We start from the raw sequence: 25,659 nt of genomic DNA, 5'->3' as shown, positions 1-25,659 counted from the left end.
CTCGCGAATGGTGCCGGGTGGGAGCACCTGCTCCCACCCGTCCTGCTCACGGCCCAACGGAGACGCGGATGGATGTCGAGATCGCCCCGAAGCCTGCCGAGCCTCTGCTTCGATTGCGGGGGATATCGAAGCGCTTCACCGGCGTTCGCGCGCTCGACCGGGTCGACCTCGACGTTCGTGCCGGCGAGCTTCACGTCCTGTTCGGCGAGAACGGCGCCGGCAAATCGACCCTGATCAATGTCGTCTCGGGAACGTTTCCGCCGGACGAAGGCACGTTCCATTTTGGCGACGAGGAGATCCATCATCTCACACCGCAGCGGGCCCGCGCGATCGGCATCAGCCCGGTCTTTCAGGAGTTCTCGCTTATCCCGAGCCTCACGGTGGAAGAGAACCTGTTCCTTGGCCGCGAGGTCACGCATGGCGGCGTGCTGCGCTCACGCGAGATGCGCAAGCGCGCCAGGGCGCTGATCGACGAGCTCGGCTTCGATCTCGATCCGGCGCAACGGATCGACGACCTTTCCCGCGCGCACCAGCAGATGGCCGAAATCGCGAAGGCCCTGCTCGGCCGCGTGCGCCTTTTGATCCTTGACGAGCCGACCGCCTCGTTGACCGAGCGCGAGACCGGACGGCTGTTCGAGCTGATCGCGCGCCTGAAGAGCCAGAATGTCGGGCTGATCTATGTCTCGCATCGCATGCGCGAAATCCGCGCCCTTGCCGACCGTGTGACGGTGCTGCGCGACGGCCGCCACATCCAGACCCTGGACGCCGCCGGCTCGACCGACGGCGAGCTGGTGGAGCTGATGACCGGCCGCAGGATCGACCTGCTGTTCCCGGCCATCGCCCACCGGCCTGACAAAATGATGGTCGACATCGAAAACCTGACGCTCGCGGATGGCAGTGTTCAGGAGGTGAATTTCCATGCCCGCGCCGGCGAGATCACCGGCATCGCAGGTCTCGTCGGCTGCGGCAAATCGGAGCTGATCCGCGCGGTCTACGGCATCGAGCCGACGGCATCAGGCGTGATCCGGATCGACGGTCTGCCTTACGAATTCCCGAGCCCCAGGCAAAGCCTCAAGCGCGGCATCGCCTATTTTCCCGCCAACCGAGTTGCTGAAGGGCTCGCGCTATCCCGTCCGATCCGCGAGAACGCATCCATGACGGTGCTCGACCTGCCCGCGTTCGCGCGCTTCGGCGTGCTGCGGCAGGCCGCCGAACGCGTCACGATCGCGGACATCATGGAGCGGTTGCAGCTGAGGCCGCCGAACATCGAACGGAGCGTCGGCGCGCTGTCCGGCGGCAACCGTCAAAAAGTGATGCTGGCACGCGCGCTCACGCGTGAACTGACCGTGTTCCTGTTCGACGAGCCGAGCGTCGGGATCGACGTCGGCGCCAAGCTCGAGGTCTACCAGTTCATGAAGCGCCTGGTCGAGGCCGGCGCCGCCGTGATCGTGGTGTCGTCGGAATTGCCGGAGGTTCTGGCGCTGTCGAACCGGCTCTACGTCATGCATCACGGCCGTATCGCCGCCGAGCTGAAGGGCGCCGAGAAGACCGAGCAGAACGTGCTGTCGAGCTTCTTCCGCGACCATCTCGCCGCGGAGGTCGCGTGAACACCGCGCTGGTCACCGCAAACCCGCAAGGCGCGATCGGCCTGCGATCGATCGCAGGCCGTTTCGGGTTCCTGCCGGCCCTGCTGGTCTTGCTCGTCGCCGGCATGTCGGCGGTCGATCCGCAGTTCTACGGCATCATCAACATCCTCAACATCCTGCGCAACGCGTCGCTGCTCGCGATCGTCGCCTGCGGTCAGGCGCTGGTCATCATCGCGGGCGGCTTCGATCTCTCGGTCGGCGCCGTCGTGGCGCTTGCGAGCGTCGTCACCGCCAAGACCATGGCCGCCGCAGCCACCGCGTTTCCCGGCAACAACGCCCTCATCATTGCCAGCGGGATAGCGGCCGGACTCGGCTCCGGGGCCGTGGTCGGGCTCGTCAACGGATTCTGCGTGGCGAAGCTCAAGGTATCCGGCTTCGTGGTGACCCTGGGCACGATGTCGGCGACTGCGGGCGTCGGCCTGATGATCACCAACGGAATCCCGGTTTACGGCATGCCCGACATCTTCGTGAAGGGCTTTGGGCGCGCCCAGGCGCTCGGCCTGCCGACCGCCGTCCACGTCGCGCTGGTCATCATCATCGTGATGGTGTTTGCGCAGCGGCGCACACTGTTCGGCCGTTACGTCTACGCGATCGGCGGCAATGTCGATGCGGCCATCGTGTCGGGCGTATCGATTCAGCGCCACGTCGTCGGCACCTACGTTGTCTCGAGCATGCTCGCGGCACTGACCGGCATCCTGCTGACCGCGCAGGTCGGCTCCGGCCAGGCCAGCTTCGGCGGCGACCGGATGATGCTGCAATCGATCGCGGCCGCCGTGATCGGCGGCGTCAGCTTGCGCGGCGGCGTCGGGCGCATCGAAATCGTCGCCATCAGCGCCCTGTTCCTGACCATCCTGGGCAATGCGCTCAACCTCTTGCACGTCGACTCCCGGCTGCAGCCGGTCTTCCTCGGCGTCATCATGGTCGCAGCCGTGGCGCTGGATGAACTCAGCCGACGGAGCAAGGCTCGTGTCTGACCTCGAATTGTCCGTCGCCGCCAAGAACGCGGATCGCCCGAAATTGGCGCCGGGTCGATGGCTCTGGAGCGCAGTGCTGCCGGTCGCATTGGTGGCCCTGTTGCTCGGCTTCGCGGCGGTCGACCGCGGCGTGTTGTCGCCGGCCAACCTGCTCAACATTGCGCAGCAGACCAGCTATCTGGCCCTGTTCGCGATGGCCCAGACCGTAGTGATCCTGACGCGCGGCTTCGACCTCGCACTCGGCCCGACCGTATCGATGGTGAGCGTCGGCACCGCGCTGGCGATGGCCGGCGCCACGGCGTCGGGCCATGGTACAGGCGCCGTGCTGCTCGCGGGGCTCGCTGCCGGTTTGCTGCTCGGCACCGCATGCGGCCTCTTCAACGGCGTGGTTATTGCGCTGCTCGGGGTCAACCCCTTCGTCGCAACGCTCGGCAGCTACAATATCGCGATCGGAGTTGCGACCACGCTGTCGTCCGGACGGCCCGTGCAAGGCGTGCCGGCGCCGTTCTCGCAGATATTCTACGGCGGCGGCGTCTTCGGTATCCCGGCGGCTATCGCGATCACGGTCGGGGTTGGCGCCGTGCTCCATTGGACCCTGACGCGGACGGTGTTCGGCCGTTCGCTTTACCTCATCGGCACCAACCCGCGCGCAGCGGCGGTCGCCGGCCTGCCGGTCAAGCGCACCCTGATCGCGACCTATGTGCTGTGCTCCGGGCTTGCGGCGCTCGGCGCGATCATGATGACGGCGCGGACCGGATCGGGCGAGCCGAACCTCGGCGGAGCGCTTTCACTGCAGGCGATTGCCGGCGCCGTGGTCGGCGGAACAAGCCTGGCGGGCGGTCGCGGTGGGGTCGGCACCGCAGTGCTCGGCGCCCTGTTCATCACCATTTTGTCCAACGGCATGAACCTCACCCGGATCGACGGGTACGTCCAGATGGTCGTGCTCGGCGCGATCGTCATCGTCGGCGTTCTGCTCGATCGCCTGCGACTGGAGCGGCGCCAATGACGACGGGTTCTCCCATGCAGAGCGGCGCTGGCGAGACGCACGAGGCACCTGCGTCGATCTACGTCGCGCCCTCGCTCGCTTCCGCACTCGACGCACTGAGCGAATTCGGCGCGGCCGGCGCCGCCTTTGCGGGCGGCACATGGATCATGCGGTCGCCGATCCGCCACGAGCGGTTGAAGCCACACTATGTCGCGATCGGCAAGATCGCCGAGCTGACCACGGTCCGTATCGACAGCGATGCAATCGAGATCGGCGCGGCGGTTACCCATGCGGCACTCGCGGCGGCCCTGGCCGATCTTGCGGAATTCGCGGTCCTGGTCGACGCCGCCGGCCGCTCCGCCAATCCCGCGATCCGCGCGATGGCGACGATCGGCGGCAACCTTGCGACGGCGGAATTCGCCGCGGCGGATTGCGTGCCGGCGCTGCTCTGCCTCGATGCCCAAGTCGAAATGTCCGCACGCGACTGCCGCGAGCGCATCGGCCTGGCGCATTTCCTGAAGATCCGATCGTCCCTTCCCCCCGGTCATCTGGTGACGCGGATCATCTTGCCGCGGGCGGCGCGCAGAAGCGCCCATGCCCGCCTGCCGCTGCGCAAATCGGGTGACTACCCGGTCGCCATCGTCAGCCTGTCGGTCAGCATCGATGCAGCGGGCCGTATCCAGGCGGCGCGCGTCGCGGTCGGTTCAGTCGAGCCGGTGGCGCGGCGCTGGGAGCGGCTCGAGGCAGCGCTGATCGGACGTCCGCTCGATGCGGCGGAGGCCGCGCAGACCGCGGCCGCGTTGGCGGACGAGTTCGTCGGCCGCGACGGCGTTGATGCCCCGGCCTGGTATCGGGTCAGCGTGCTACCCGGTCTCGTCCGCCGCGCTGCGATCGCAGCGCTTGGCTCCTGAACTGGTGGGGACCGACATGGGATTCAACTTGACCGTGAACGGCGACCATCTTTCTTCCGCGACCGATCCCGCCACGCCGCTGATTGACATTCTGCGCGAGGAGATGCATCTGACCGGCGCGAAACCGGTCTGCCGCGAGGGCTTTTGCGGCGCCTGCATGGTGCTGGTCGACGGCGAGCCGACGCCATCGTGCCTGTTGCCCGCCGCGCTGGCCGATGGCCGCGAGATCCGCACCGTCGAAGGCCTTGCGGCTCACGGCGAACTGAACCGCATCCAGGCGGCCCTCGAGGCCAGCGATGCGGTCCAATGCGGCATGTGCTTTCCCGGCATGGTGGTGAGCCTGACGCATCTCTTGACGACCCGGCCTGACGCCACCCGTGACGATATCCGGGCGGCACTCACCGGGAACATCTGCCGCTGCACGGGATACGAACGCATCGTCGAGGCGACGCTGCTCGCCTTGGCCAACGCATAATCGGGAGGCGCAAGCATGTCCGACGTTTCCGCGACGATGGATTTGCGCCGGCGGGACGCCGCCGACAAGCTGCGTGGCCGCACGCGCTACACCATCGATCGATATCTGCCGGGCATGCTGCACGCCGCGGTGCTGCGTGCCGGCGTGCCCTCGGGCCGTATCATTCGCCTCGACACGTCGAGGGCTGCCCGCATGCCGGGGGGTACGTGCGATCGTGACGGCGGCGGACGCGCCCGGCATGATCGGCATCGGCATCGCCGATCACCCGCTGTTCGCCCGCGATGTCATTCGCTACGACGGCGAACCGCTTGCCGCGGTCGCAGCCGTCACGTTGGCGCAGGCGCAGGCCGCGCTCGCGGCGATCGACGTGGAAATCGAGCCGCTCCCCGCAGTACTGACCATGGCGGAGGCGCTGGCGCCAGGTGCGCGGCTGGTTCATCCGGACTGGCGCAGCTATGAGGTCCTGGTCGAAGGTGGCGCGCGCGCGGGCAATGTCGCCTGGGAGGCGACCGTCGTTCGCGGCGACGTCGACGCCGCCTTTGCGCGGCCTGACGTCGAGATCGTCGAAAGTCTCTATCGCGTCGGCCGGCAGAACCACGTGGCCTTCGAGCCGCGTGCGGTCGTCGCAAGCTACGAGGACGGCCGCTTCCATATCGAGACGTCGACGCAGGTTCCCTGGAGCGTCCGCAATGCAACCGCGCGCGTGTTGGGCGTGCCGGCGTCGCAGGTGCGCGTCACCGTGCCGCCGGTCGGCGGCGGCTTCGGTCTCAAGTTCGATCTGGCGGTTGAGCCCTTCGCCGCCCTCCTCGCCCGCGCCAGCGGCCGGCCGGTTCGCCTTGTCAATTCCCGCGAGGACGAGATGCTGACCTGCCTGTTCCGCGAGAACGCCGATATCCGCATCCGCTCGGCGGTGACGCGCGACGGAGAAATCGTGGGCCGCGAGGCGGTCGTACTAATGGACTGCGGCGCCTATGGCGGCGAACAGATCTTCCTGACCACCATGACCGCGCACACGCTCGGCGGAAACTACAGGCTTGGCAGCGTGCGCATGGTCTCGCGCGCGGTCTACACCAACACGGCGCCGAACGGGGCGTTCCGCTGCTGCAACGGCGTCTACAACACCTTTGCGCTCGAGCGGCACACCGACGAGATCGCAGCGCGGATCGGAATGGATCCACTTCTCTTCCGGCGCCGCAATGTGCTCGGCGACAAAGACCTTGGCGCCACCGGCCAGGTATTTGAAGGCGATGTGCTCGGCCCGATGCTCGACCGGATGGATACGTTGCGCGACGCCGCAGCGCCGCTGCCGGCGCGCACCGACGGCAAGCTCCTTGGACGTGCGACCACCGTCGGCACCTGGTTCGTCTTCGTCGGCCCGTCGGCCGCGACGGTGAACATGAATGCCGACGGCACGGCGACCCTGGTCACGTCGGGTGTCGAGATCGGATCCGGCTCGATGATGCAGAGCCTGCCGCAGATCGTTGCCAGCACGCTCGGCATCGCGCCCGAGCAAGTGATCGTCCGCGCGGCCGATACCGATGCGGCCGGTTATGATGTCGGCGTCGGTGGCGGCCGCACCACCGTCTCGCTCGGCGCCGCCAGCCTGTCGGCGGCACAGGAGGTCCGCACGAAGCTTTTGAGGATCGCCTCCGAGATGATCGAGGCCGCGCCCGGCGATCTCGTCATGCGCGATGGTCGGATCGAGATCGCGGGCGCGCCGGGCTCCGGCCGCACCGTCGCCGAGGTCGCGACCCGCGCTCAAGCGCTGGGCGGACCGGTCGCCGGCACCGGCGCTTTCACCGGCGCCGGGGTGCCGGCGATGCCCGGTTGCGTTGCCGGTCATTTCATCGACGCGATCGACATCCCCGTCTTCGCCGTCCACGACTGCGAGGTCGCCGTCGATCCGGAGACCGGGCATGTCGAGGTGCTAAGCTATCGCGTGGTCCAGGACGTCGGGCGTGCGCTGAATCCACGCGCAATCCACGGCCAGATCCAGGGTGGCGTCGTGCAGGGTCTGGGCTACGCCCTGCACGAGGAGGTGACGATCGGCAGCAATGGCCGTGTCAGTCAAAGCGGCTTTGAGACCTACCGCGTACCGCTTGCGCTCGACGTCGTACCGGTGGAGATCAGCCTCTATGAGGGCGCGCCGTCGGTGGGGCCGCTCGGCACCAAGGGCGCCGGAGAAGTGCCGATCCTCAATGTTGGCGCCGCCGTCGCCTGCGCCGTTGCCAACGCGACAGGAAAGCGGGTGCAGGAATTACCCCTGACGCCGCCGCGCGTGCTCGAACTTCTGCTCGAGCGCAAGCCGGGTCTGGCACTGTCTCACATTGCCGAGGTGTGGGCGGACAACCTTGTTCGTCTTCACGGGGCGCGCTAGGGACACCAGAAAATGCCCAGCAAACGATCCGAACGCTGAGCGACCGACTTGGGCGCAAGGCGCCCGATCCGTGGCGGGTAAGCGCTACCGCCTCCCCCGCACCGACCGAGCCCGCGATATTTTCGTCCATTCCCCTCCGCGGCGCTCAGGCAGCCGCGACCTCGTGGCCAGCCATGACTTCCAGCGCTCTCAGAATAGCGGAATGGTCCCAGCTTTTGCCGCCGAGGGCGGTACAGGCGTTGAACAGCTGCTGGGCTGCGGCAGTGCCTGGCAGCGACAAGCCGAGCGCGCGCGCGCCTTCCAACGCGAGGTTGAGATCCTTCTGATGCAGCTCAATGCGAAAGCCTGGATCGAAATTGCGCTTCAGCATGCGATCGCCGTGTACTTCGAGGATCCGGGACGACGCGAAGCCACCCATCAACGCCTGGCGCACCAGCGCGGGGTCGGCCCCCGCCTTGGACGCGAACAGCAGGGCCTCGCTCACCGCCTCGATGGTCAGCGCCACGATGATCTGGTTCGCAACCTTGGTGGTCTGGCCGTCGCCGTTGCCGCCGACATGCGTGACATTCTTCCCCATCGTTTCAAACAGGGGCTTCATCGCATTGAACGCCCGCTCCCGTCCGCCAACCATGATGGTCAGGCTGGCCGCCTTTGCGCCAACTTCGCCTCCGGAGACCGGCGCGTCGAGATAGTCGGCCCCGAGTGCATCGATCTTGCGTGCAAACTCCTTCGTCGCCAGCGGAGAGATCGAGCTCATATCCGTCACGATCATGCCTTTGGAGATGCCCTCCGCGACGCCGCCTTGACCGAACAGCACGGCTTCGACATGCGGAGTGTCCGGCACCATGATGATCACGGCATCCGCTTCCTGCGCCACCTGCTTGGCCGACTCGCAAGCGATGCCGCCGGCTGCAATCAGCTCGGGCGCAAGCGGTACGACGTCGTGCAGGAACAGGCGATAGCCGGCAGCCAGGAGGTGGCCCGCCATCGGACGTCCCATGGTGCCAAGTCCGATGAATCCGATGTCTTTCATTGTCGTTGCTCCTGTCAGGCGGATGAAGGCGTTTTCCGGCGAGCGACTCTCGGCTCGCGTGAAGAAAACGCGTCAAAACAAAATTCCAGAGCTCCGTCCCGATTCAATCGGAACGGAACAAGCTCTAGGTCACGAAAGTCTGCGCGGCGTGCCAGCCGAGGCTCTCGAGCGTGGTCGTCCGCGGCTTGTATTCGCATCCGATCCAGCCCCGATACCCGATGCTGTCGAGATGCTTGAACAGATAGGAGTAATTGATCTCGCCGGTTCCCGGCTCATAACGCCCAGGATTGTCGGCGAGCTGGACATGCGCGATCCGGCCGAGATGCTTCTGCAGGGTCCGCGCGATATCACCTTCCATGATCTGCATGTGATAGATGTCGTACTGGATGAACAGGTTGGACGAGCCCACCTCGGAAATGAGCTGCACCGCCTGTTCCGTACGGTTCAGGAAGAAGCCGGGAATATCGAGCGTGTTGATCGGTTCGATCAGGAGCTTGATGCCATGCTGGCCGAGCGCGCCGGCAGCGAAGCGCAGGTTGGACACGAGGACTTCCTGCAGTTCTGCCCTATCCGTATCGGCTGGAGCGATGCCCACCAGGCAGTTCAGCTGCCGGCAATCCAGCGCCTTTGCGTAGTCGATTGCGCGCACCACACCGTCGCGAAATTCGTCGACACGATTGCGCAGGATCGCAATGCCCCGCTCGCCAGCTGCCCAGTTGCCGGCCGGAAGATTGTGCAGCACCTGGGTCAGCTCACAGCGCGTCAACTCCTCCCGCAACGCGCCCTTCTCGAAGTCATAAGGAAAAAGATACTCGACTGCGTTGAAGCCGGCGGCCTTGGCCGCCGCGAACCGATCGAGGAACGGCAACTCGTTGAAGAGCATGGTGAGGTTGGCGGCAAATTGAGGCACGGGTCATATCTCCGCTTGAAGCGCTGAAAGATGTCGTCAGGCCGGCAACAGCGTGCCGGATCGTGACGCGCTCGGCACGTCATCGAGCGGGAGATCCAGCACCTCCTCGAATTCGACGATGTTGTCGATCTCCGTTCCCATGGCGATATTGGTCACCCGCTCGAGAATGAACTCCACCACCACGGGCACGCGATGCTTCGCCATCAGCTCGCGTGCGGTCGCGAACGCCGCTTGCGCGTCGCTCGGATCGGTGACCCGGATCGCCTTGCAGCCCAATCCTTCCGCAACGGTCACATGGTCGACGCCGTAGGCGCCGATCTCGGGCGCGTTGATGTTCTCGAACGAGAGCTGGACGTGATAGTCCATGTCGAAGCCGCGCTGCGCCTGCCGGATCAGGCCGAGATATGAATTGTTCACGACGACGTGGATGTAGGGCAGATTGAACTGCGCTCCGACCGCGAGCTCCTCGATCAGGAACTGGAAGTCGTAATCACCCGACAGCGCGACAATGTCACGGTCGGGATCGGCGGCGCGCACGCCGAGCGCGGCCGGCAGCGTCCAGCCGAGAGGGCCGGCTTGGCCGGCGTTGATCCAGTTGCGTGGATTGTAGACGTTGAGGAACTGGGCGCCGGCGATCTGCGACAACCCAATCACGGTCACGTAGCAGGTGTCGCGGCCGAAGGCCTTGTTCATTTCCTCGTACACGCGCTGCGGCTTGATCGGGATGTTGTCGAAGTGGCTCTTGCGCAGCATCGAACGCTTGCGGTCGCGACAGGCGGCGGGCCAGGCCTGCCGATCGCGCAGCCTCCCGGACTTCCGCCACTCCCTGGCGACGCTCACGAACATTTCCAACGCAGCCTTGGCGTCCGAGACGATACCGAGGTCCGGATTGAAGACCCGTCCGATCTGCGTCGGCTCGATGTCGACATGCACGAATTTGCGGCCCTTCGTGTAGGTCTCGATCGAACCGGTATGGCGGTTGGCCCAGCGATTTCCGATGCCGAGCACGAAGTCGGATTCGAGCATCGTGGCGTTGGCATAGCGATGGCTGGTCTGCAAGCCGACCATGCCTGCCATCAGCGCGTGATCGTCAGGAATGGCGCCCCACGCCATCAGCGTCGGGACCACGGGAACGTTGACCGCTTCGGCGAAGGCGACCAGCAGCTCGGCAGCATCGGCGTTGATCACGCCGCCGCCGGCCACGATCAGCGGCCGCTCCGCGGCATTCAGCATCTCGAGCGCCTTCTCGATCTGCTTGCGCGTCGCCGTCGGCTTGTAGACCGGCAGCGGTGAATAGGTCTCGTCGTCGAACTCGATCTCGGCCAATTGCACATCGAGCGGAAGATCGATCAGCACCGGTCCCGGCCGCCCCGACCGCATGATATGGAAAGCCTGGCTGAACACGCGCGGCACCAGCGCCGGCTCGCGCACGGTCACGGCCCATTTCGTCACCGGCTTTGCGATCGCCTCGATGTCGACGGCCTGGAAATCCTCCTTGTAGAGCCGCGCCCGCGGCGCCTGACCGGTGATGCAGAGGATCGGAATCGAATCCGCTATCGCCGAATAGAGCCCAGTGATCATGTCGGTTCCGGCGGGGCCCGATGTGCCGATGCAGACGCCGATATTGCCCGCCTTCGCCCTGGTATAGCCCTCCGCCATATGCGAGGCGCCTTCGACGTGCCGCGCCAGAATATGACTGATCGAGCCGTTGCGCTTCAGTGCGGAGTAAAGCGGATTGATCGCTGCGCCGGGAACGCCAAAAGCGCAAGTGATCCCCTCGCGTTCCAGTATGCGGACCGCTGCGTCCACCGCTCGCATCTTCATGTGATGATCCCGCTTCGCTATGAGTTGGCCTGAGCAGGATCATCAGGCCCGCGAGCATCGATCTCAACGCAATCGATTGGAATTTCCGCGCTGTGGCAACGCTCGCGATTTCTTGCGCGTCTTCAATCGATTAGCGTCAGCGTAGAAATGGAAATTGTTGCGATCGAAATTGCAGCCCGCCTTACGCCTGCGCTTGCTGCGTGCGGTTCCCGCGAAGTTCGGCCGTGAGTTCGGCTGCGATCCGGTGCACGATCGTACCGATCTCGGGCAAGCGTTCGTTCGTCAGCCGGTCTGCCATGCCCGATACCGAGATTGCGGCATATGGCTCGTTGCAATCGTTGAAGACGACCGCGGCCACGCAGCGCAGGCCGAGGCGCGCCTCTTCATCATCCACCGCATAACCCTGACGCCGCACGCTCTCCAATTCCTTGAACAACTCGCCGGGCCGCACGATCGATTTTTCCGTCAGCCGCGGCATGCCCTGACGGCGAATGATCGCGTTCACGTCGGCATCGGAATAGGTAGCCAGCACCGCCTTGCCCACTCCCGAGGCGATCATCGCGACGCGTCCGCCGACCTTGGTCAGCGAACGCATGATCTCCCGGCTCTCGATGCGGGACACGACAATGATGGATTCGTCATCGACCACGGCAAGGTTGGCCGTTTCCCTGGTCTGGTCGCGCAGCTTGCGCAGATAGGGCAGCGCCTGCGCGGCAAAATTCCGCCGGCGCACGAAGGTCGAGCCGACCACGAAGCTTTGCGCGCCGATGTGCCACTTGGACTCCTCGCGGTCGAACTGCACGAACCTGCGGTTCTCGAGCGTGGTCAGCAGACGATGAACGGTCGAGGGTGACAGGCCGGTGCGGATCGCCAGATCGGTCAGCCGATAGCCTTCATCATCCTCCGCAAGTGTCTCCAGGATTTGCATGGCGCGATCAACGGACTGAACACCGCCGTCGCGTACGTCCTGCTCCGGCTGCGCGCGAAGATCGGGATCGGACGGCTTGCGCCTGATCGGCTCTCTTTTCATCACGACCTGACCCTAACCGGTTGCGGTTCAGAACGAAATTGCTCGCCAAGAACGAGCGTCAGAATTGGCATATGGCATACCATAACGCCCCGGAGTCAAGCGAACGCAATCTGCGAATAGGTCAGTATTTTTGCCATTCTTCTTTTAAAATGGCTCGATTCTTTTGTTTGACATCTGGGATAATGTATACCACGATTATTTCGAAACGACCTAATCACGCAACCGGGAGAACGCTGCCATGTACGTCGGGGACATCCTTCGCAACAACAGTCCGCACCTGGTGACGATCGGCTCGAACGAAACCGTGAGCATTGCGGCGAACCTGATGTACGCGAGCAATGTCGGCGCCCTCGTGGTCAGAAGCGCCTCGCGCAGCAAGGACGCCGCCGTGGTCGGAATGTTCAGCGAGCGCGACGTCGTTGCTGTGATCGCCGAGCGCGGCACCAATGGTCTTGCGATGAAAGTCGCGCAGTTCATTTCGCCGCGGCCGCTGCTGTCCTGCAATTCGCAAGATGCGCTCACGGATGTCGAGCGCCTCATGGCCCGTCACGGGATCCGCCATATCCCCGTCATCGACAACGGCCGGCTCGTCGGCGTCGTGAGCATGCGGGACATCACCCTTGCTTACGAGGAAGCCGCCTGCGCGGCCTGACAGAGTTACCCAAGTCCATTGCCACGCTACTCGGTTCGAGCCCGCTGCGGCTCCTGCTGTGTCCCCATTCTGCTTGCGAGGATCTCATGAGAATCTGCATCTACGGCGCCGGCGCAATCGGCGGCTATCTCGGTGTCGAATTGATGCGCGCTGGTGCCGATGTCAGCCTGGTCGCGCGGGGCGCGCATCTCGCCGCGATGCGGCAGAACGGCCTGAAGCTCCTGATCGGCGACGAGGCGCGCGTCGTGCATCCTCGTTGTACCGATAACCCCGCCGAACTCGGCGAGCAGGATTACGTCATCATCTGCCTCAAGGCGCATTCGATCACCGGCGTCATCGAACCCATGCAGCCGCTGCTGGGCGATCGGACCCGCATCGTCACCGCCGTCAACGGCATTCCCTATTGGTATTTCCACAAGCACGGTGGTCGGCACGAGGGGTCGACGCTCGAGAGCATCGATCCCGGCGGTCGGCAGTGGAACGAGTTGGGCCCCGAACGCGCCATCGGCTGCGTGGTGTACCCCGCCACCGAAATCGAGGCACCCGGCGTGATCCGCCACGTCTATGGCAACAACTTTCCGCTGGGCGAGCCCTCCGGCGAGATCACATCCGACGTCCAGAAACTTTCCGAGCTGTTCATGGCCGCGGGCATGAAAGCGCCGGTCCTCGACCGTATCCGTGACGAGATCTGGCTCAAGCTGTGGGGCAATGTCTGTTTCAACCCGATCAGCGCCCTCACCCACGCGACCCTCGACGTGATCTGCAGCAATCCCGGCACGCGCGCGCTGTCCAGGGCGATCATGCTGGAGGCCCAGGCGATCGCGGAAAGCCTCGGCGTCAAGTTTCGGGTCGATGTCGAACGCCGCATCGAAGGTGCGCGCAAGGTCGGCGCGCACAAGACCTCGATGCTGCAGGATCTCGAACGTGGACGTCCGGTCGAGATCGATCCGCTGATCACCGTGGTGCAGGAGATGGGCCGGATGACAGGAATCGCGACGCCCGCCCTCGATGCGGTGCTGGCCCTGGTCGCGCAGCGCACCAGGCTGGCCGGCCTCTATGACGGAGCGGCCGGCGCCGCAGCAGCAGAAACGCTGGCGGTGGCGTGATCCCGATGGCCAATGTTACGCGCTGGGTCCGCTTCCGCCACCATGCCGAAATCGGCTTCGGGCAACTCACCCCGTCCGGCATCTCCGTGCACGAAGGAGACATGTTCGGCGACACGCGACCGACTGGACAAACGCTGGCGCTGGACAACGTCGAGCTGCTCGCCCCGACGCAACCGAGTAAGATCATCGCGCTCTGGAACAATTTTCACGCGCTGGCGGAGAAGCTGAAATCACCTGAGCCTGCCGAACCATTGTACCTTTTGAAGGCGCCAACCAGCGTCACCACGCCTGGCGCCGTCATCAGGCGTCCCTTGGGCTATGATGGCAAGACGACCTACGAAGGCGAGCTTGGCATCGTCATCGGCAGGAGCTGCACCGCGGTCGCGCCCGAGCAGGCCGACGCCTTCATCTTCGGCTACACCTGCACCAACGACGTCACCGCGGCAGACATCCTCAATCGCGACCCGACCTTCCCGCAATGGGCGCGGGCCAAGGGCTTCGATGGATATGGACCCTTCGGTCCCGTCATTGCCTCAGGCCTCGACCCCGCAAGCCTTGTGGTGCGCACCATCCTGAACGGCGTCGAGCGCCAGAACTACCCGATCGCGGACATGATCTTCAGCGCACAGACTCTGGTCAGCAAGATCTCGCACGACATGACGCTGTTGCCGGGCGACCTGATCTGCTGCGGGACATCGATTGGCGTCGGGGTGATGAAGGAGCCCGTCAACACGGTCACCGTCGCGATCGACGGAATCGGCGAGTTGACCAACGAATTTCGTCAGTAAGCGGCGGCGGGACGATAGCCCGACGCAGCCGGCCCAAACGACGATTATCTGCCTCAGGAGCACACATGATCTCCACGAAACCGGCATCATCGCCCGGCGGCTTCCGTTGGCTGCAGCTGGCGATCGGCATCGTCTGCATGGCGATGATCGCCAACCTGCAATATGGGTGGACGCTGTTCGTTGACCCGATCGACGCGAAGTTTCACTGGGGTCGTCCAGCTATCCAGCTCGCCTTCACGATTTTCGTGATGACGGAGACATGGCTTGTGCCGGTGGAGGCCTGGTTCGTGGACAAATACGGCCCCCGCATCGTCATCACGTTCGGCGGGCTGATGATCGGGTTGGCCTGGGTCATGAACTCATACGCCTCCTCTCTCGTCACGCTTTATGCGGCAGCAATCGTCGCGGGCATTGGCGCCGGCGCCGTCTACGGCACGTGCGTCGGCAATGCGCTGAAATGGTTTCCGGACCGGCGCGGCCTGGCCGCAGGGGCAACTGCCGCCGGGTTTGGCGCCGGTGCGGCCCTCACCGTCGTACCGATTGCCAACATGATTGCCGCCAGCGGCTACCAGAGCACCTTCCTGACCTTCGGGATCGGGCAAGGCCTCATCGTCATCCTGCTGGCCTGGTTCGTCCGCCCGCCGGATGGCGTCGAGGCGCCCAGGAAGAAGCGGCTCAATCTGCCGCAGAGCGCGATCGACTACACCCCGCCCCAGGTGCTGCGCACCCCGATCTTCTGGGTCATGTACCTGGTGTTCGTCATGGTGGCTTCCGGCGGGTTGATGACCGCCGCGCAAATCGGGCCGATCGCCCATGACTTCAAGATCGCGGACACGCCGGTCACCCTGGCGGGCTTCCAGATGGCGGCGCTGACCTTTGCCATCTCGCTCGATCGCGTCTTCGATGGTTTCGGCCGTCCGCTCTTCGGCTGGGTCTCCGACAATATCGGCCGCGAGCACACGATGTTCATCGCGTTCGCGACTGCGGCGCTGATGCTGCTGACGCTGTCCACCTACGGTCACGTTCCGGTTGTCTTCGTGCTGGCCACGGCGATCTATTTCGGCGTCTTCGGCGAAATCTACAGCCTGTTTCCCGCGACGTCGGGCGACACGTTCGGCGCCAAATACGCAACCACCAACAACGGCATGCTCTACACGGCGAAGGGCACGGCGGCGCTGCTCGTGCCGCTCGCGAGCATCATCTCCTCGCAGCTCGGCTGGCAGGCCGTGTTCATCGTTGCGGTTGCGCTCAATGCCACCGCGGCCCTCACTGCCTTGTTGTTGATCAAGCCGATGCGGCGCGCGTTCATTCTCGGCAGTGAAGCGACGGCAAGCGCCGCAGTCGCTCGCGCGAAGGTCTTTCCCGGTGAAGGCGGCCGACTGGAGGCACCCGTGTCTTACGACCGTCTCGAGAAGGCGCCATAACAAGAGACCTATCGGCCGGAGCGCAAACGATTGAGCGACAAATGGACGGATGTGCGAGCTCGGGCCGCCCTGCGGCGAATCTTCGGCGCCGCCATCGCGAGCGCCGATCCGAGGATCACGATCGCCAGCGCCCTGCCGGCAAAGCCGAAGGGCAGATGCATCGTCGTCGGCGCGGGTAAGGCGTCGGCGGCCATGGCGGCGGGCCTCGACGCGGCATGGCCTGACGTCGAGCTTTCGGGTGTCGTCGTCACGCGCCACGGCCATTCGGTCCCAGCCGGCCGCATCGAAGTGCTCGAAGCGTCTCACCCCGTGCCGGATGACACGAGCAAGGCCGCTGCCCTTCGCATGCTGCGCGCAGTCGAGGGGCTTTCGGCAGACGATCTCGTCATCGCCCTGATGTCCGGCGGTGGCTCGGCGCTGATGACCCTTCCGGCATCTCAGATGACTCTCGCCGACAAGCAGGCGGTCAACCGGGCACTCCTTGCAAGCGGCGCGACAATTGCCGAGATGAACGTTGTCCGCAAACATCTGTCCGCGATCAAGGGCGGGCGGCTGGCGCTGGCCGCCCGCCCCGCCCGCGTCACGACCCTCGTGATCTCAGACATTCCCGGCGACGATCCCGCCGCGATTGCCTCCGGTCCCTCGCTGCCGGACAGCAGCACAAAAGCCGATGCGCTGGAGATCGTTGGCCGGTTTGCCATCGACCTGCCGGAAGCGGCGCGGCTTGTGCTTGAACAGGCTGACGAGACGTCCAAACCCGGCGAGATCGATGCTGATGTCCGCATCCTTGCCGCTCCATTCCATGCGCTTGACGCTGCGGCCAACGCCGCCCGGGACGAAGGCCTGACGCCGATCATCCTCGGAGACGCGATCGAGGGCGAGGCTCGGGAACTCGGAACCGTGATGGCCGGCATCGCCCTATCAGTCGCGAGGCACGCGCAGCCAGGCCCCGCCCCCACGGTGCTGCTGTCCGGAGGAGAAACGACGGTGACGATCGGGCGCGGGCCGGCGGGACGTGGCGGCCGCAACACCGAATTCCTGCTGGGGCTTGCCGTCGCCCTGTCCGGCGCGTCCGATATCTGGGCCATTGCGGGGGACAGCGATGGAATTGATGGAACGGAAGATGCGGCTGGCGCTTTGATCGGTCCGGATACGCTGCGGCGCGCCGGCGCGAATCTGCTTGACGCACGGGCGTACCTGGCTGCCCATGACAGCTATACGTTCTTCGACCGCCTTGGAGACCTGGTGCGCACCGGGCCAACGCTTACCAATGTCAACGATATCCGCGCCGTGCTGATTGCAGCCGGCAAGCCGGGAATCAAGCCAGCAATGAGGTGACCCATGCGCCGTCATCGACGCGCCAAGATCGTCGCAACCGTCGGTCCCGCCAGCAGTTCCCCCGAGATGCTCGAGGCGCTGCTGCTGGCGGGCGTCGATACATTCCGCCTGAACTTCAGTCACGGAACGCAGAGCGATCACGCACGCATTCACGCGGCGATCCGAAAGCTGGAACAGGAGGTCGGCCGGCCGATCGGCATCCTGATGGACCTCCAGGGTCCGAAGATCCGCGTCGGCACCTTGCGCGATGGAAAGATCGCCGCAGTGGCCGGAGAGACCATTCGGTTCGTTTTGTCCGGATCGGAAGGCGACCGAACCGCAATTCCCCTCCCGCATCGGGAGATCTTTGCCGCCGTTGCCCCTGGCCATGACCTTCTGATCGACGACGGCAGGGTCCGCGTTCGCGTTACCGGGCTCGGTGACGATTTCATCGAAGCCAAGGTGATCGTCGGCGGCGCGATCTCGAATCACAAGGGCGTCAATCTGCCGGGCACGGTCCTCGATCTTTCACCGCTGACCGCGAAGGATCGCCTCGATCTGGAGTTCGGCCTCAAACTTGGCGTGGATTGGGTTGCTCTGTCGTTCGTGCAGAAGCCCTCGGACATCATCGAGGCGAGAGGCCTCATCGGGGACCGCGCCGGTCTGATGGCCAAGATCGAGAAGCCGGCAGCACTCGAGCGGATCGACGATATCATCCAGTTGTGCGACGCCATCATGGTTGCGCGGGGAGATCTCGGCGTCGAAATCCCACATGAGGACGTGCCGGGGCGCCAGAAGGAGTTGGTGCGGGCCTGCCGTCTCGCGGTGAAGCCCGTGATCGTGGCCACGCAAATGCTCGACTCCATGGTCGCCGCCCCTACGCCGACACGTGCGGAAGTCTCCGACGTTGCGACCGCCATCTATGATGGCGCAGACGCAGTGATGCTGTCGGCGGAGTCCGCGACAGGCCGATATCCGCGCGAGGCGGTCGAGATGATGGACCGCATCATCCGCAGCACCGAGCAACACAAGATGTACCGCTCGATCGTCGAGGCGACCCAGCCCGGCGAGGAGCAGACGCCACCGCATGCCGTGGCCACGGCAGCGGCCGATCTCGCCTCCGTCGTTCACGCCGCAGCCATTGTGGCCTATACGTCGAGCGGCACCACGGCCGCACGCGTCGCGCGCAAGCGGCCGAGCCGCCCGATCCTCGCCATCACCCCAAGCCGCGAAGTGTCCCGCCGCCTGTGCCTGCTTTGGGGCGCTCACAGCGTGCTTTCCGGCGACGTTCAGAGCTATGAGGAGATGGTCGAGCGCGCAACTGCATTCGCGCATGCAGAGCAGTTTGCATCGAGCCGCGATCTGCTGGTCGTTGTCGCCGGCATTCCCTTTGGACAAGCGGGAACGACCAACAATCTACGGGTCGTATCGCTGCCCTGAGAGAACCGTCGGCCCGAGCGATTGCATCATCAGCGCTCCGCGCGGCAAGGTGCGAGCGATGGTCGCACGCATCCCGATTGCCTGAAGCGTGATGAGATTAGGTTCAGCTGGAACGGCGTCGAAGGTTCACCTCTCCCTTGGGAGAGGTCGATTTGCGCAGCAAATCGGGTGAGGGGTTGCGGTCTATCGAGAGAACAAGAGCCCTCACCCGGATTGCTTCGCAATCCGACCTCTCCCCGGCGGGGAGAGGTAAAGCGGGGTCGATCGCCGATTCCGAGTAAAGTCATCTCGTTTTAGGTCAGCATCGAGATGATCGACTGAAGCTGATCGGATGCGGACGTCACGAGCCCGTCGAACGATGTCTGGCCGTGAGCTGCGGCTCGCAGGATGCATTCCGCAACAGCGGCCTTGAGACCGAACACGGATTGATCCGCCGGCACGCTTGCCATGACCGCATCCAACGCATCGCGCATCGTCTGGATCAGTTCGGCGCTGTGCTTCATGGCTGTCCCTCCGCACGCTCAAAATAAGCCGGCGGTGCGGGGTCGCCACTCACAAGCGCGCGATTCCAAATTGACTTTTCTTAATGCAGTGACAGGTACGTGAACCGGCGAGCGCTAAAGCGTGATGGCATTAAGTTCGATAGCCTGAATTTTTGAGGTAGTTGGCACATTCCTCGGAGGTGAAGGCGTCGAGCGCGTGGCCGATAGCGGCGCAGACTGCGTCGACGGTTCGCGCGGCGGCGTTGCGAAGCAGGTGTTTGAGCTTGGCAAAGACCTGTTCAATCGGGTTCAGATCGGGCGAGTATTTTGGCAGGAAGAAGAGCTTGGCGCCGACCGAGCGGATGAGCTGGCGAACTACCTTGCTCCTGTGGCTGCCGAGGTTGTCCAAGATGACGATATCGCCGGGTCGAAGGACGGGCAGCAGAACCTTCTCGACATAGGTGCGAAAGCTCACGCCATCGATCGGCCCTTCGATGAACCATGGCGCATCGATCCGGTCATGGCGCAAGGCCGCCAGGAAGGTCATGGTCTTCCAGCGGCCGTGAGGAACCTTGGCGTGAAGTCTGTGTCCGCGCGGCGCCCATCCCCGCAAGGGCGCCATATCGGTCCTGGTCCAGGTCTCGTCGATGAAGACCAGCCGCTCAGCTTCGACGCGATCTTGATACTTTGTCCACTGGGCTCGTCGCCTCGCGACCTCGGGTCGATCGCGTTCGCCAGCCGCCACGCTTTTTTTTGAAGCTGAGCTTCTCGGCATGGACGAAGTCCCACACCGAGTGGTAATCGACCTTCAGGCCGCGACGGGCGAGCTCGGCAACGAGACCACGTATGGTGAAATCGCCGTCCCTGATCCGCTGCGACAGCCAGACTGCGTGGTCTCCCGAAACCGCCTTCGGCTTGTGACCGCCCATCTGGCCAGGCTCAACGCTGCCGGTCTCATCGACACGCTGCATCCAGCCGATGGCAGTGCTGATCGCCACCCCAAACTGCTTGGCGGCCCGATTGCGGGACATCCCGCCCTCAACCGCGGCTACGACACGGTTACGGAGATCCAGGGAATAAGGCTTGCCCATCCATACCGGCCTCCTATCCAGCCAGCATGGTGAATCAGAAACACACTGATTTGGGAATCCCAAATCGATTCAACCTAAACCCATCCCGCTTTAGAGCTCTCTCTCGGCAAGCTTGCGAAACGCATCGGGCACCGAATGAACCGCCTCCAGCGCGGCTGAACCATATCCGATCGCCTCCCAGCCAAAGCGCTCGCGGATCTTGTCGATCGCACGGTCCGCCGCCCAGCGGGCCATCCCTGTCGGGCTTCCAGGGCGAAGCGCTTCATCCGCCAGTCCGAGTGGAAGCTCCAGCGCAAGATCCCAATGCTCCTCGAGATGCGACACCGAGATCGCCAGCAGCGAGATGATCTTCTCGCCGGGATGGTCGGCAAGGGCGGCGCGCACCAGATTCTCGGCGAGCCGGGCCAGGACGATGGTCGTACACACCGGCGCATCGAGCGTCATCGAGCGCGTCACCGACTTCAGGTCGGCGAAGCGGACGCGCACCGTCACGGTTCGTCCGGGCCGTGACTTCGCCCGAAGCCGCGTGGCGACGCGGTCGGCGAGATGAAGCAACGTTGGCCGGATGACTCGCTCGATCGCAGGCTTTCGGCCAAGTGCCGATTGTGCTCCTGCCGATCGCGCACGCCGGTGTGGCCTGAGCTGTCGCGGATCGCGATTCCAGGCCAGCGCGGCGAGTTTCTCGCCCGCTGCCGGACCGAGCAAACGCGTCAGCGACCGTTCCGACAATTTGGCGAGCTGACCGATCGTCGCAACGCCGATCGCGTCCAACCGGGTCCTGGTGACCGGCCCTACCCCCCACATCAACTCAACCGGCAATTCGTGAAGGAAGCTTAGCTCGGCGGCGGGATCGACGACGACAAGCCCGTCGGGCTTTGCGACCTGCGAGGCGATCTTCGCCAGATGCTTGGTGCGGGCGACGCCGACCGAGATCGGAAGGCCGAGCTCGGTGCGCACGCGCCACCGGATCGACGCGGCTATTTCGGCAGGCGTTCCGAACAGGTGAGTGCAGCCGGCAACGTCCGCAAACGCCTCGTCGATCGAAATTCGCTCGACCAGCGGCGTGAAGTCGCCGATCACCTTGATGGTCGCGTCGCCCAGGCGCTGGTAATCGCTGAAATGGCCGCCGACGAAAACGAGTTGCGGGCACAGTTGACGCGCTTCCCGCCCCGACATGCCGCCATGCACCCCGAAGGCCTTCGCCTCATAGGACGCCGCAAGCACAACCCCGCCCCCGACGGCGATCGGCTTGCCGCGCAGCGATGGCTCGAGCAGTTGCTCGACCGATGCGTAAAATGCATCGAGGTCCGCATGAAGGATGGTGGCTGCTGCTGCCATCTCGACCCGTTCATCCCTGACCTGACCGAAGCCGCCCGTCTCCGGACGTGGAAATTGACAATAGAACAAAATAGGAACATTCTGGAATCGAGTCAATCCAGCACGTCGCCGCGGCCGCTGGCGCCGCAAACGACGCTAGGCGTCAACGCGCGTTGCCACCGCGCGCGCTTGCCGCGCGAGGGGGTCTGCCGGCACTTCCTTCAGCCGCCTTCGCCACATCGCCCCCGGTCTCGGCCCGCGGGAGATCGAAGTGGGAGTTGCTGCGAGGCATTGACGCGACGCACGTCAGCGGATCGTTCGAGATGCATGACGGCGGCTTCTGCGATGGACGACCGCACGCAGCTTGCGCGTATTGCCGCACCAGCTCACCCATCAGCTGGCTGACTTTGCCGCGCAGGGCTTTTTCGGCTAGATATTTTGCAATGACCGACCAATCTCATCAGGTGGACTTCCAAGCTGCGGCCCACCTCTACAAATGGCCTTCGCTCAACAACTCGAGGCGAGAGGATCGCGCGCCCTATATGGTCGTCAACGGAACGCTCGACCAATGCATTCGGGATTTCATGGGCAAGCCCGAGAAGACGCGACATCTTTACGAGATCCGGACCAAGTCGCAGCCTCCCCTCGTCCCCGACGTGCTGTCACCCGAGCACGTGATCGAGCTCTCCAGGCTTCGCGAGTTTCTCTGAGGCGCGCAGCGAACGCGATCCCGACGCGTCGCGTTTGCGGAGCGACTTATCCATCTGTCGTAGGTCTGGTGCCGGATTGTTTGCCCCTTGGGGAGCCGGTACACTTGCTCGACTCCCTGACTGACCGACGTCCGTGCCGGCATGATTGATCCGCTTCGACCCGCTGAGGCTCGCACGTCGCCTGCACGGGAGGGGAACGGCCGCACGGCCGGTTGATGGGGCATCGCGAGGCGCCGCATGAGGTTCAATCTGGCGATCCTGAGTGTGCTGGCCGCGAGGCCCGGGGAGCGGATCGCGATCGACGAGGTCAGCCGCGAGGTCAAGCGCATGATCGCGGCCGGCGATGAAGCCACGCAGTCGAAGCGGCCCTCCGAGCTTGGCGACGCCGACGTCTTCCAATCGGGATGGGCATCGATCAACGATGCGGGCCTGCAGATCACCGATTCGGGACTCTCGCTGTGGCGCTCGCTCGAAGCCGCCCGTATCGAACAAATCCTCAATCAACAGGAAACGGAACGATTGGACACTGTTGCAGCCGACACGCGCCATTCAGGTGCGGACACCGCGATCGACCAACCCGACGACGTTGATCTCGAGCTCCCCGGCGTGACGCGCGAGGACCGCGACGACCGCCAGCCATCCGGCGAAGGCCGTTCGACCACTGCTCCCGACATCCCCTCGGGGGGCTCTCCGATCATCCCAGCGCCTGCATTCGGCTCCTTTCAAGAGACGAACCGAACGGCTTCGCGGCTGTCCGGTCTGGTCAGCTTGCTCGGCACGACCATGCCGAAATTCGCCGGCGCGCGGCGACGGCGATCCGTGGACGATGTCCCGGATCGTCGTGCCGATCGTCGAGGCGGATTGACGGGGCTGGCGGTGGCGTGCCTCAGCCTGATCTCGGTCGTCGCTTGCGTTGCCGCCGCGATTGCACTTGGTCAACTCTCTTCGCTGAAGTCGGACATTGCCGCCTTGCGACGGGAGATCGCGCCGCTGAGGGAACGCCTCGCCAGACTCGAACAGGTCGAAGTCGCAAAACGCGATGCCGCCCAGCAGGAAGATGCGCAGAACAAGGCCGAGGCGGAAAAGAGGCTGACTGACGGCGCAGGCGAACAGGCCGCGCTCAGCCTCTCGCGTGAAGAGATTCAGTTGATAAGGGAGTACATCAAGGCAGCGCCTTCGGCCGGCGCGGCTGTCGCGCCGATCAATGTCGGCGATCCCATCACCGGTGGAATGATTCCGCTGCCTTCACCGCTCACGGAAAAGCTGCCGCGTCTTGTCGGCGCGAGATTTGCGACCCGCAACGGTGCCATCATCATCAGCACACGAAACAGCCGCCGCGTCGATGCCGTGCTGATGCCGAACTAGATCGTGGCGAGGTCAAGTCGCAGGAGCGAGCTGCCAAAATATCGAAAACAACCCCATGCAAAGGAGCCGGCGGACCCGGCAACTCGACGCGTCGGGCAAAATTGGGTATTATAATACCTCTAAGAAATCGTGCAAAGGCTCGTGAACCGCTGTCAACCTACGGCTGATTATTCGGCGGACGCTCGATGAACTTCCGGCTGCCGTTGAGAAGCTCGAGGTTGTTGGCGATGACGGGGTTGCCCGGATCGAGCGAATACGCCTTCTCGAACTTCCGCCGCGCGCCGCTCAGATTGCCGCGCAGCATGAGGGAATAGCCCTGATCGTTGAGGATCTGGACGGTCTCGCCGCCAAGCCGGATCGCCTGCGCATAGGCCTGATCGGCAAGATCGAAGCGGCGCAACTTGTCATAGCTCGCCGCGAGCCCGACCCAGGCCGTCACGTCCTTCGGCGCCTTCTCGACCGCGTCCTTGAAATAGCGCTGCGAGATTCCGTAATTGCCGCGGTTGTAGTGCTCGAGCCCCATCCGCACCGGCTCGTCGGAGGGATAGTATTTGACGTCGGTCGGCTCCTGCACGGGGTCAGGACCGGCTGGAGCGCCAGGCGCGACCACAGCGGCGTCACGCACAGTATATTCTTGCACCGTATCGCAAGCCGCCAATGCTGTGGTCAGTAAGGCGCTAGCCAGCCAAAAAGGAATGCGCCGCATAGCCACTAATCCCCGCCCCACCTACTACCGCTTAAAAACACGATTCCACGCTAACACGGGTGGGGTTAGAGACGTGTTACCGGCTAGCCACATGCACCCGTCGAAATAGAAGACGCTCCTGACGCCCTGCCCTGGAAGACCCCAGCATCCAACGCGAAATGACTAACGTCGCGTCAAGCCTTGCTGGTACCAGTAGCAGTATCATTTTTATTAAGGTCGGCCGCCCACTGTGGCCACGCCGGTCCCCAAGTAGACGCTACCACCTGCGTCCACTGCTGCTGCCGTAGCGCCTGCAGTTCCCATTGGGGAGTGACCCAACCCCGGCAGGTCTCCTCCGAACGCCGGTAACGGATCGCGCGGCTGGTTGCCGGCACGATAGCGCGTGATAGCGCCATTGGTCTTCGCGGCCTGAGAGACGATCCGGCGATCGCCGACGTAGCTCGGCCAGGGATGGATCGTGTGGGTCACGGCATTGACCTGCTTCGCGTCCCCGGCACTTAAGGTGATGGTATCCGAACGCTGGAAATAACGATCCATTTCGTCATTGCCGGCCAAGCCATTACAAGCCCCGAGCGTGAAAACTGCGAGTAACGCCGTGCATGTCATATCGGTCGTCCTTCAGTTGAGCGTCTTGACTACGGGCTGGTCGGTTACCACCGCAGGTGGCGCAGATACCCGGACATCGGGGGCGATGATGTGCCCGTAGGGACCTTTGATGTCACCGCCGGAATTGACGTAGTCATTGTAGCGCTTTTTCACTTCCATCTGGCCGTTGAGGAAGAAGTCGACATCGTTTGCAGGCAGGCGGGAGTCCAGCGGCGACGCCAATTGCTGCCCAGGTGCCGCCGGCGCGACCAGACGCGGCGTCACGATGACCACCAGATCCGTCTCTTTCTGCTGATAAGACGCGCTTCGGAACAACGCACCAAGGACTGGCACCGAGCCGATCCAGGGCAATTGCTGTACATCCTGTGCGTTGCGGGTCTGGAGCAGGCCGGCAATTGCAAAGCTCTGGCCGTCGCGCAATTCAACCGTGGTCCGAGCGTTGCGGCTGCTTAATGCCGGAATTGTCGTCCCCAGGATTGTCACCGCATTG

At 64.3% G+C, this 25,659-nt stretch carries 24 protein-coding genes; 14 read left to right on the top strand and 10 right to left on the bottom strand.

Translation table 11 applies throughout. The annotated features are described in order from the left end of the window. Window positions 1–68 precede the first annotated feature (68 nt). The 6 genes from ACVWYP_RS20835 to ACVWYP_RS20810 all read left to right on the top strand — a co-directional run bounded on the left by ACVWYP_RS20835 (window position 69) and on the right by ACVWYP_RS20810 (window position 7,368). On the top strand, window positions 69–1,607 hold the full coding sequence (locus ACVWYP_RS20835) for a sugar ABC transporter ATP-binding protein (protein WP_304499631.1): 1,539 nt from the start codon (window positions 69–71) through the stop codon (window positions 1,605–1,607). Further along, the gene (locus ACVWYP_RS20830) at window positions 1,604–2,620 is read left to right on the top strand and encodes an ABC transporter permease (protein ID WP_304499630.1); all 1,017 of its coding nucleotides are present in this window, start codon (window positions 1,604–1,606) and stop codon (window positions 2,618–2,620) included. The genes ACVWYP_RS20835 and ACVWYP_RS20830 overlap by 4 nt, the downstream gene beginning before the upstream one ends. Beyond that, window positions 2,613–3,626, top strand: a complete 1,014-nt coding sequence (locus tag ACVWYP_RS20825; protein ID WP_304499629.1) for an ABC transporter permease — start codon at window positions 2,613–2,615, stop codon at window positions 3,624–3,626. Before ACVWYP_RS20830 ends, ACVWYP_RS20825 begins: the two co-directional genes overlap by 8 nt. Continuing rightward, window positions 3,623–4,516, top strand: coding sequence for an FAD binding domain-containing protein (locus ACVWYP_RS20820; RefSeq protein WP_304499628.1), 894 nt, complete (start codon window positions 3,623–3,625; stop codon window positions 4,514–4,516). The genes ACVWYP_RS20825 and ACVWYP_RS20820 overlap by 4 nt, the downstream gene beginning before the upstream one ends. A 16-nt stretch (window positions 4,517–4,532) precedes the next feature. Further along, on the top strand, window positions 4,533–4,991 hold the full coding sequence (locus ACVWYP_RS20815; protein ID WP_304499627.1) for a (2Fe-2S)-binding protein: 459 nt from the start codon (window positions 4,533–4,535) through the stop codon (window positions 4,989–4,991). A gap of 214 nt (window positions 4,992–5,205) precedes the next feature. Beyond that, the gene (locus tag ACVWYP_RS20810; RefSeq protein WP_456684135.1) at window positions 5,206–7,368 is read left to right on the top strand and encodes a xanthine dehydrogenase family protein molybdopterin-binding subunit; all 2,163 of its coding nucleotides are present in this window, start codon (window positions 5,206–5,208) and stop codon (window positions 7,366–7,368) included. 145 nt (window positions 7,369–7,513) lie between these two features. On the opposite strand, the gene ACVWYP_RS20805 is transcribed toward ACVWYP_RS20810, so the two are convergent. From ACVWYP_RS20805 to ACVWYP_RS20790, 4 genes are all read right to left on the bottom strand, one after another. Beyond that, window positions 7,514–8,401, bottom strand: coding sequence for a 2-hydroxy-3-oxopropionate reductase (locus tag ACVWYP_RS20805; RefSeq protein ID WP_028345068.1), 888 nt, complete (start codon window positions 8,399–8,401; stop codon window positions 7,514–7,516). Window positions 8,402–8,525: 124 nt separating this feature from the next. Next, window positions 8,526–9,311, bottom strand: coding sequence for a hydroxypyruvate isomerase (hyi, locus tag ACVWYP_RS20800; protein WP_304499625.1), 786 nt, complete (start codon window positions 9,309–9,311; stop codon window positions 8,526–8,528). Window positions 9,312–9,347: 36 nt separating this feature from the next. Further along, a complete protein-coding gene (gene gcl, locus ACVWYP_RS20795) occupies window positions 9,348–11,135 on the bottom strand; it encodes a glyoxylate carboligase (RefSeq protein WP_304499624.1) in 1,788 nt (595 codons plus the stop codon). Between the two features lie 181 nt (window positions 11,136–11,316). Next, window positions 11,317–12,165, bottom strand: a complete 849-nt coding sequence (locus ACVWYP_RS20790; RefSeq protein WP_225646051.1) for an IclR family transcriptional regulator — start codon at window positions 12,163–12,165, stop codon at window positions 11,317–11,319. Between the two features lie 238 nt (window positions 12,166–12,403). Here ACVWYP_RS20790 and ACVWYP_RS20785 point away from each other — a divergent pair, with 238 nt between their 5' ends. The 6 genes from ACVWYP_RS20785 to pyk all read left to right on the top strand — a co-directional run bounded on the left by ACVWYP_RS20785 (window position 12,404) and on the right by pyk (window position 18,892). Continuing rightward, window positions 12,404–12,817, top strand: coding sequence for a CBS domain-containing protein (locus ACVWYP_RS20785; protein ID WP_028345072.1), 414 nt, complete (start codon window positions 12,404–12,406; stop codon window positions 12,815–12,817). An 86-nt stretch (window positions 12,818–12,903) separates the two neighbouring features. Further along, the gene (locus tag ACVWYP_RS20780; RefSeq protein ID WP_304499623.1) at window positions 12,904–13,923 is read left to right on the top strand and encodes a 2-dehydropantoate 2-reductase; all 1,020 of its coding nucleotides are present in this window, start codon (window positions 12,904–12,906) and stop codon (window positions 13,921–13,923) included. A gap of 5 nt (window positions 13,924–13,928) precedes the next feature. Then, on the top strand, window positions 13,929–14,711 hold the full coding sequence (locus ACVWYP_RS20775) for a fumarylacetoacetate hydrolase family protein (protein ID WP_304499622.1): 783 nt from the start codon (window positions 13,929–13,931) through the stop codon (window positions 14,709–14,711). A gap of 65 nt (window positions 14,712–14,776) precedes the next feature. Beyond that, the gene (oxlT, locus tag ACVWYP_RS20770) at window positions 14,777–16,135 is read left to right on the top strand and encodes an oxalate/formate MFS antiporter (RefSeq protein ID WP_304499621.1); all 1,359 of its coding nucleotides are present in this window, start codon (window positions 14,777–14,779) and stop codon (window positions 16,133–16,135) included. Window positions 16,136–16,165: 30 nt separating this feature from the next. Continuing rightward, on the top strand, window positions 16,166–17,473 hold the full coding sequence (locus ACVWYP_RS20765; RefSeq protein WP_304499620.1) for a glycerate kinase type-2 family protein: 1,308 nt from the start codon (window positions 16,166–16,168) through the stop codon (window positions 17,471–17,473). A 3-nt stretch (window positions 17,474–17,476) separates the two neighbouring features. Further along, entirely contained in the window at window positions 17,477–18,892 is a 1,416-nt protein-coding gene (pyk, locus tag ACVWYP_RS20760; protein WP_304499619.1) for a pyruvate kinase, read from the top strand. A gap of 293 nt (window positions 18,893–19,185) precedes the next feature. On the opposite strand, the gene ACVWYP_RS20755 is transcribed toward pyk, so the two are convergent. The 3 genes from ACVWYP_RS20755 to dinB form a co-directional block, all read right to left on the bottom strand. Further along, window positions 19,186–19,395: a hypothetical protein gene (locus ACVWYP_RS20755; protein ID WP_092084574.1), complete on the bottom strand. Its 210-nt coding sequence runs from the start codon at window positions 19,393–19,395 to the stop codon at window positions 19,186–19,188. Window positions 19,396–19,525: 130 nt separating this feature from the next. Further along, a protein-coding gene (locus ACVWYP_RS20750) for an IS630 family transposase (protein ID WP_439711172.1) occupies window positions 19,526–20,465 on the bottom strand; the annotation gives its coding sequence in 2 pieces (ribosomal slippage) (window positions 19,526–20,128 and window positions 20,130–20,465; 939 coding nt in all). Window positions 20,466–20,555: 90 nt separating this feature from the next. Beyond that, window positions 20,556–21,803, bottom strand: coding sequence for a DNA polymerase IV (gene dinB, locus ACVWYP_RS20745; RefSeq protein WP_304499617.1), 1,248 nt, complete (start codon window positions 21,801–21,803; stop codon window positions 20,556–20,558). A gap of 422 nt (window positions 21,804–22,225) precedes the next feature. Here dinB and ACVWYP_RS20740 point away from each other — a divergent pair, with 422 nt between their 5' ends. Both ACVWYP_RS20740 and ACVWYP_RS20735 read left to right on the top strand, forming a co-directional pair. After that, complete coding sequence (locus ACVWYP_RS20740; protein WP_016846025.1) at window positions 22,226–22,492, top strand: hypothetical protein; 267 nt, start codon at window positions 22,226–22,228, stop codon at window positions 22,490–22,492. 264 nt (window positions 22,493–22,756) lie between these two features. Next, the gene (locus ACVWYP_RS20735) at window positions 22,757–23,857 is read left to right on the top strand and encodes a hypothetical protein (protein ID WP_304499616.1); all 1,101 of its coding nucleotides are present in this window, start codon (window positions 22,757–22,759) and stop codon (window positions 23,855–23,857) included. A 157-nt stretch (window positions 23,858–24,014) separates the two neighbouring features. On the opposite strand, the gene ACVWYP_RS20730 is transcribed toward ACVWYP_RS20735, so the two are convergent. The 3 genes from ACVWYP_RS20730 to ACVWYP_RS20720 form a co-directional block, all read right to left on the bottom strand. Further along, the gene (locus tag ACVWYP_RS20730; RefSeq protein WP_304499615.1) at window positions 24,015–24,482 is read right to left on the bottom strand and encodes a tetratricopeptide repeat protein; all 468 of its coding nucleotides are present in this window, start codon (window positions 24,480–24,482) and stop codon (window positions 24,015–24,017) included. A 291-nt stretch (window positions 24,483–24,773) separates the two neighbouring features. After that, window positions 24,774–25,118 carry a hypothetical protein gene (locus tag ACVWYP_RS20725; RefSeq protein WP_304499614.1) on the bottom strand — a complete coding sequence of 115 codons (345 nt, stop codon included), beginning with the start codon at window positions 25,116–25,118 and terminating at the stop codon, window positions 24,774–24,776. Window positions 25,119–25,181: 63 nt separating this feature from the next. Next, entirely contained in the window at window positions 25,182–25,652 is a 471-nt protein-coding gene (locus ACVWYP_RS20720) for a hypothetical protein (RefSeq protein ID WP_456684134.1), read from the bottom strand. Window positions 25,653–25,659 lie beyond the last annotated feature (7 nt).

It is taken from the genome of Bradyrhizobium sp. USDA 3262 (assembly GCF_054060035.1).
The sequence above is the reverse complement of the archived record's forward strand: the minus strand, read 5'-3'. Positions and strand labels throughout refer to the sequence as shown.

Coding starts and splice junctions, on each gene's coding strand:
- ACVWYP_RS20815 (WP_304499627.1), top strand. CDS start 4,533: ATGGGATTCAACTTGACCGTGAACGGCGACCATCTTTCTTCCGCGACC.
- ACVWYP_RS20740 (WP_016846025.1), top strand. CDS start 22,226: ATGACCGACCAATCTCATCAGGTGGACTTCCAAGCTGCGGCCCACCTC.
- dinB (WP_304499617.1), bottom strand. CDS start 21,803: ATGGCAGCAGCAGCCACCATCCTTCATGCGGACCTCGATGCATTTTAC.
- ACVWYP_RS20755 (WP_092084574.1), bottom strand. CDS start 19,395: ATGAAGCACAGCGCCGAACTGATCCAGACGATGCGCGATGCGTTGGAT.
- gcl (WP_304499624.1), bottom strand. CDS start 11,135: ATGAAGATGCGAGCGGTGGACGCAGCGGTCCGCATACTGGAACGCGAG.
- ACVWYP_RS20835 (WP_304499631.1), top strand. CDS start 69: ATGGATGTCGAGATCGCCCCGAAGCCTGCCGAGCCTCTGCTTCGATTG.
- ACVWYP_RS20785 (WP_028345072.1), top strand. CDS start 12,404: ATGTACGTCGGGGACATCCTTCGCAACAACAGTCCGCACCTGGTGACG.
- pyk (WP_304499619.1), top strand. CDS start 17,477: ATGCGCCGTCATCGACGCGCCAAGATCGTCGCAACCGTCGGTCCCGCC.
- ACVWYP_RS20790 (WP_225646051.1), bottom strand. CDS start 12,165: ATGAAAAGAGAGCCGATCAGGCGCAAGCCGTCCGATCCCGATCTTCGC.
- oxlT (WP_304499621.1), top strand. CDS start 14,777: ATGATCTCCACGAAACCGGCATCATCGCCCGGCGGCTTCCGTTGGCTG.
- ACVWYP_RS20820 (WP_304499628.1), top strand. CDS start 3,623: ATGACGACGGGTTCTCCCATGCAGAGCGGCGCTGGCGAGACGCACGAG.
- ACVWYP_RS20805 (WP_028345068.1), bottom strand. CDS start 8,401: ATGAAAGACATCGGATTCATCGGACTTGGCACCATGGGACGTCCGATG.
- ACVWYP_RS20775 (WP_304499622.1), top strand. CDS start 13,929: ATGGCCAATGTTACGCGCTGGGTCCGCTTCCGCCACCATGCCGAAATC.
- ACVWYP_RS20780 (WP_304499623.1), top strand. CDS start 12,904: ATGAGAATCTGCATCTACGGCGCCGGCGCAATCGGCGGCTATCTCGGT.